The sequence below is a fragment of the Flavobacterium muglaense genome, from assembly GCF_014305155.1.
GTDB classification, from domain to species: Bacteria; Bacteroidota; Bacteroidia; order Flavobacteriales; family Flavobacteriaceae; genus Flavobacterium; species Flavobacterium muglaense.
This window is the reverse complement of the sequence record NZ_JACRUK010000088.1, coordinates 1-5823: the sequence shown is the minus strand read 5'-3', so window position 1 is coordinate 5823 and position 5823 is coordinate 1. Positions and strand designations below refer to the sequence as shown.

Sequence of the window (5823 nt, the reverse complement as noted above, 5' to 3'; positions counted from 1 at the left end):
TACTTTCTCCTTTGAATGATTCCATAATAAAATTCTTTCACGAAAGATAAGAATTTATCTTTACACCTCTATAATTTAATTCTAGTGAAAGACGGAAAACTTCTTATAAATGAAGATGTTTATAATTGTAATCCTAGTCTTATGTTACTTTCAAATCATGAATTAATTTTATGGATAAAGGATGCAAAATGGGAAAATTATTATATTGATTTAAAATCTAAAAAGTTAAATAAAGTTTCATATAATTTAGGTTTAAATAGTATTAATAGAGATTATATCTTAACTTTTGAAAATGGAATACAAAAAATAATTAATGCCAATAATTTATTGGAACCAGTAATTATTAAGACGACTGTATCTCTTCAGAGTTATTTAGTTTACAATAATAAATTAGTAGGATACTCTAAATCAAATTGTATAAGTTCAACAAACAGAGAGACAGGCGAATTCGAATGGGAAACCAATCTATCAGGAAGAAGATATTTAATAAACAATGAAGAACAAGAAGCCAACATAACAGCAATTTTAGGCGTTTATGAAAATCATTTATTGGTATGGCTAGCAGGAGACAGGTTAATAAGTATAGATACAAATAATGGTACTATTCTATACGAAATCTTACCATTTGAGGGTTTAGTAGATGTTAATGGTTTTCAACTGTGGGATTTTAGAGATTTATTTTTAGAACAAGAAACAGGGAAAATAATAATGCTCAACAAACTGTTTTATTATGAGATAGACATCCTAACACAACAAGTACAGCAGTGCAAAAGTTTTTATACCGGCAATGCCTACGGCTTAGGAAGATTACCCAATATGCCCGAACCGCCTACAGATATTACGTTTAAACAAGCTGTTTACACCAACGATTTTATTTATTTCATAGGTGGTTATACATTTGCTACAAACATTGTGGGTGTTTTTAACCGAAAAACCTACAATATTGATTGGCAAGAATCAATAAACCTTTTGGAAACAGACAATTTCAATAATTTCAAAGACATACAATATGCTAATAACAAAATTTATGTTTTAGATACGGGCAATCAATTGCATATTTTTGAAAAGGAAGAATAGCATGCAAATCATGGGAAATAAACGTAGCACCCCAAGTTTGTCTCGTTGAAAGCGTCTCACACAAACCAATCACCTCAAATGAGATTCCTACGGAATGACAAACTATGTGGATTGTAATGGCTTGAAACCGTATGGTGCATTTACCTCCGGTCGATTAGCCCTAGTATTTAGCTGCGCCCTGCTACTGCACGAATCCTATCTTGTGGTCATAAGGCAAGACAGGTGTAAAAATCATTTTTAGATTTAGTAAACTTATTTAGTAGCCAATTTATTGCGGTTTGAGCGAATTTATCCCTAATTTTGATTTGGTTTAAAATTGATCGAATAAGACAACGAATCTAAAATTTGATTGATAAAGCAAACTTTAAAAAAAAAAAAAAGAACTAATAGTATGAAAACAATCAAACAATTCTCTGTTTTTTTATTGATGATGTCCTTATCATCACTATACGCACAGCTACCTGAAGAAATAGAATGGAAATATTTACAAAAAAACTATTCAGCCGATAGTACTAAACTAGCGCTTAGTTTAAACAATAAACTTTTGGAGGGTAAATATAAAATTCCTTTAGATAATACTAGTTTTGCTTTATATGATATTAAAAAAGGGTTAATATCTGGGGATGCATTTTGGTACACAAATAATGGGGATCTAGAATGCAAACTCTCTTATAAAAATGGAGTGCGAAACGGTTTAAAAGAAAATTTTGACAGTGACGGCAAGCCTTGGCTGAGAGAAGAGTATAAAGATGGCAAAAAAGACGGGCTAAGTGAGATGTACAGTAACGGAAAGATGAGCTCTAAATCCGAATATAAAAAGGGTAAAAAAGAGGGACTGTCTATTACTTATAGCAATGGTCAAATTCTTACCCAGACCTATTACAAGGATGACAAACGAAATGGCTTATCAACTACTTTTTATAATGGTGTAATTGTTTCCGAAAACAATTATGTAGATGATGTACAAGATGGATTAGGCACCATTTACAGTATGGGGAAAAAAAACATGGATGCGACGTATCAAAAAGGTCAAAGGCATGGTTTAGCACACATGTACAAGCCTGACGGTTCAATACTTTTTGAAAGTTATTTTTTGCTTGGCGTAAAAGTTTCTAAAGAAGAATACGAGAAATACCTAAATAAATAATGGTAAACGTTACTGTTTCATTTTGGTCTTTAAATGCTGTTTTTAAAGGTACTGAGATACTTTTTACCATAAAAGCCATTAGCACCGGAATGCAATGCGATGACTGGCTAAACCCAAATGCTGCATAATAGTTAACTATAATAATTTAAATGAAAAAACGGTTTAAGCTTGAATTAATCAAAACGCTGCAACGACTATTATTGGTTGCAGTAATCATTTTTTTGCTACATTTTTTCAGATTTATTGGGCAATGGGAACATTATCAAGTAAGGTGTCGAGTGGTTGTGTAGATTGCAGTTTTTTCTTTGACGCTTGTATCCTATCGTTGCTAACCAGTTTTTTCATAGCGCTGCTATTCCAAGCCTTTTTTTTTATAAAAAATAAGTATATCAAGGTACCAATGGAATTTTTGGTATTAGCTTCTGTTTGGATGTTTTGGGATTACACCATTTTTGTAGAGAGAGAAAGTTCGTGGAGTACTTATCTTTTTAATGAAGAAATAAATCACACCATTTTATTGTCATTATTTCCTGTTGTAATGCTAGCATTTGTAAGTTTGTTTATTCTTAATTTTAAGGTTTCGTGGGCCAACTTATAAACGCTCATGATTCATAACGTTTTGACCTTGATGCTGGATGTCCAGTTTGAGGTTACTTCCTGGATTGTGAAGGCCATGCAATAGAACGGTATTATGAAAATGAGTTGTACTCCATAGCCCTGATGGAAGCGGCATCCTCGTAGCGCAGCGTAGAGATACAGCGTACAGCAGGAGGGACGTACTTGAATAGAAGAGTAGTTGTGCTCCTAAGGTAAACGGGGTGGTTGCACTTTATTGGGAGGTTGTGTTATTTTTTGGTTTTTAGTGTAACAGAATCTCAAAAGAGCACTCTTATTGTAAAATGGATTGTAATTTAAAAATATAGATATGAAAAAAATTGTTTTAAGCGGCCTTGTACTTTGCTCAGGATTGATGGCGCAAGCACAGTCGATTGATAAAATAATTACGGTGAACAAGGTTACCGCGGTCGAAACGGTTCTTGCGGCAGATGATATGCAAGGGCGTAGGGCTTTTACACCGGGAATTGACAAGGCTTCGGCTTATATTGAGTCGGAATTCAAGAAAATTGGATTGCAAACTTTTAATGGTGCAAAAGATTACCGACAAGAATTTTCGATGACCGAAGCGAAAAGAACGGGTCTTGAGGTTACTATTGACGGAAAAAAAATTGACTCGGGATCTATGATTTCGTTTTCATATCAAGCTGAGGTTTCCTTTACAGAAAGCAGTCCTATTGCAGTGGTAAATATTAGAGCGGGTGACGCTTTTGGACCTAAGTTTTATGAGTATTATCAGAGTGATAAGAACTTACTGGTTTTAGTGGATAATTCATTTAAAAGAGCTTTGGGTAACATGATGCACATGAACCAAATGGCGGCAAATCCAGGGAAAAACACAGTGGTTTTTGTTTTTGGCCCTGTCGAAGCAAACCATTTTACAATTGAGGCTACCAACACTATTACTACATCAAAATTGAATAATGTGGTTGGGCTGTTGAAAGGGAAAAGCAAGCCTAATGAATATGTGATTTTTTCGGGTCATTATGATCACCTGGGTATAGGTTCACCTGAAGAAGGACAACCGCACGATGCCAAAGATTCGATCTATAATGGTGCTAATGATGATGCTGCTGGAACTACGGCAGTGATTTTACTGGCAGATTATTTTAAGAAAATGAATAACAACGAGCGCTCGATTATCTTTACTGCCTTTGTTGCAGAGGAATTGGGTGGTTATGGTGCAAAATACTTTTCGAAACAACTAGATCCTGAACAAGTGATGGCGATGTTCAACCTTGAAATGATAGGAACCGAATCAAAGTGGGGTAGGAACTCGGCTTATATTACTGGTTTTGACAAATCAAGTATGGGAGAAATTTTGCAGAAAAACCTAGAAGGTTCACAGTTTAAATTCCACCCAGATCCGTACCCTGAGCAACAATTGTTCTACAGATCAGACAACGCTACTTTGGCACGATTGGGGGTGCCTGCGCATACGATTTCGACTTCAAAAATGGATAACGAACCCAATTACCACAAAGCAAGTGACGAAATAGGTACGCTTGATATGAATAACATGACCGAGATTATCAAAGCAATTGCAATTAGCTCGTCTACAATCATCAGCGGAAAAGACACACCTACGAGAGTAGATACAGCAAAGTTGAAGTAAACATTTTAGAGCGTGTTAGTTGGATTTACCGCAAATTCGCCAATTATTTTTTGTTGAATGAGTAAACATTCATAACGCCAATTATTTGAACCATTAAGGGATTAAGAAAATTAAGCAGTGAGACTTAATAAAACTTAATTTCTTAATGGTTTTTATTTGCTAATTTGAGTTGTGATTAATCAGTGAAAACCCGTTTAATCCGTTCTATCTGTGGGCTAATTTATTTCCATCTAGCCTCATTGTAACTTAATAAACAGCTTAACTAAGTTCGACTTGTACTTTGTATTTATTCGAGCTGACAATAGACTCAATCGATCCAAAAGTAGCGATACTTTGATGTGCTTCTCTTTCCTTTCGTAACGAAATTTGCTTCAAGGCATTTTGAAAACGACTCACTTCTTTTAAATTGGTTAAAATAAGTCCAGGAACAGCGGCATTTTTTCCGGTACTATCTTTAGAAACCATCGTAAAATAAGAGGAATTGCAATGGTTTACATTTCCTGTTTGAATATTTTCTGATTCGACACGTATGCCCACAATCATGGAACTATTCCCTACGTAGTTCACACTCGCTTTCATAGTTACTAATTCACCTACTTCAATAGGCATTAGGAAATTCACGGTATCCACCGAAGCGGTCACGCAATAATTTCCGCAAAATTTAGAACCGCAAGCAAAGGCAATCTGGTCCATAAGTGATAAAATGTATCCACCATGAATTTTTCCACTAAAATTGGTGTGTGATGGCAACATTAATTCGGATATCGTGATGTGCGATGAGCTGACTGTTTTGAAAGTGGTGTGCATATTGACGTGTTTTGAAAATAATAGTATTTGTGAACTACCAAAAATAAATTTTAATTTTGATAAACTGGCCGAGTATGATGAATTAAACGGATTTGTGTTTTTTTGTTTTAAAAGTTGCAAATGCTTTTAGGAAATAGGAACGTAATTTTATCTTACCACATAGAAACATAGCCGTTATTGTCTTTAAAAAAGAGGTTGATAGGGCTTTACTTTTCACATAGATCAGTTATGTTGAAATAATTATTGTTCTGTCTATTTTTTTCTTACCACATAGAGACATAGCCGTTATTGTCTTTAAAAAAGAGGTTGATAGTGTTTTACTTTTCACATAGATTAGTTATGATTAAACAATGATTGTTCTATGTTATTTGTAATTTTTTCTTACCACATAGAAACATAGCCGTTATTGTCTTTAAAAAAGAGGTTGATAGTGTTTTACTTTTCACATAGATCAGTTATGTTGAAATAATTATTGTTCTGTCTATTTTTTTCTTACCACATAGAAACATAGCCGTTATTGTCTTTAAAAAAGAGGTTGATAGGGCTTTACTTTTCACATAGA

At 34.2% G+C, this 5823-nt stretch carries 6 protein-coding genes; 5 read left to right on the top strand and 1 reads right to left on the bottom strand.

All coding sequences use genetic code 11. The features are described 5' to 3' along the window. The first annotated feature begins 84 nt into the window (after window positions 1-84). The 5 genes from H8R24_RS17570 (at window position 85) to H8R24_RS17555 (ending at window position 4454) form a co-directional block, all read left to right on the top strand. Window positions 85-1077: a hypothetical protein gene (locus H8R24_RS17570; protein WP_187021694.1), complete on the top strand. Its 993-nt coding sequence runs from the start codon at window positions 85-87 to the stop codon at window positions 1075-1077. A gap of 391 nt (window positions 1078-1468) precedes the next feature. Next, window positions 1469-2224: a toxin-antitoxin system YwqK family antitoxin gene (locus H8R24_RS17565; RefSeq protein WP_187021697.1), complete on the top strand. Its 756-nt coding sequence runs from the start codon at window positions 1469-1471 to the stop codon at window positions 2222-2224. Next, entirely contained in the window at window positions 2224-2352 is a 129-nt protein-coding gene (locus H8R24_RS18340; protein ID WP_262891109.1) for a hypothetical protein, read from the top strand. The genes H8R24_RS17565 and H8R24_RS18340 overlap by 1 nt, the downstream gene beginning before the upstream one ends. A gap of 272 nt (window positions 2353-2624) precedes the next feature. Beyond that, window positions 2625-2822: a hypothetical protein gene (locus tag H8R24_RS18245; RefSeq protein WP_225877620.1), complete on the top strand. Its 198-nt coding sequence runs from the start codon at window positions 2625-2627 to the stop codon at window positions 2820-2822. 327 nt (window positions 2823-3149) lie between these two features. Further along, the gene (locus tag H8R24_RS17555) at window positions 3150-4454 is read left to right on the top strand and encodes a M28 family peptidase (protein WP_187021702.1); all 1305 of its coding nucleotides are present in this window, start codon (window positions 3150-3152) and stop codon (window positions 4452-4454) included. A gap of 258 nt (window positions 4455-4712) precedes the next feature. Here H8R24_RS17555 and H8R24_RS17550 read toward each other — a convergent pair whose 3' ends face one another. Further along, window positions 4713-5261: an acyl-CoA thioesterase gene (locus H8R24_RS17550; RefSeq protein ID WP_187021704.1), complete on the bottom strand. Its 549-nt coding sequence runs from the start codon at window positions 5259-5261 to the stop codon at window positions 4713-4715. Between the last annotated feature and the right edge of the window lie 562 nt (window positions 5262-5823).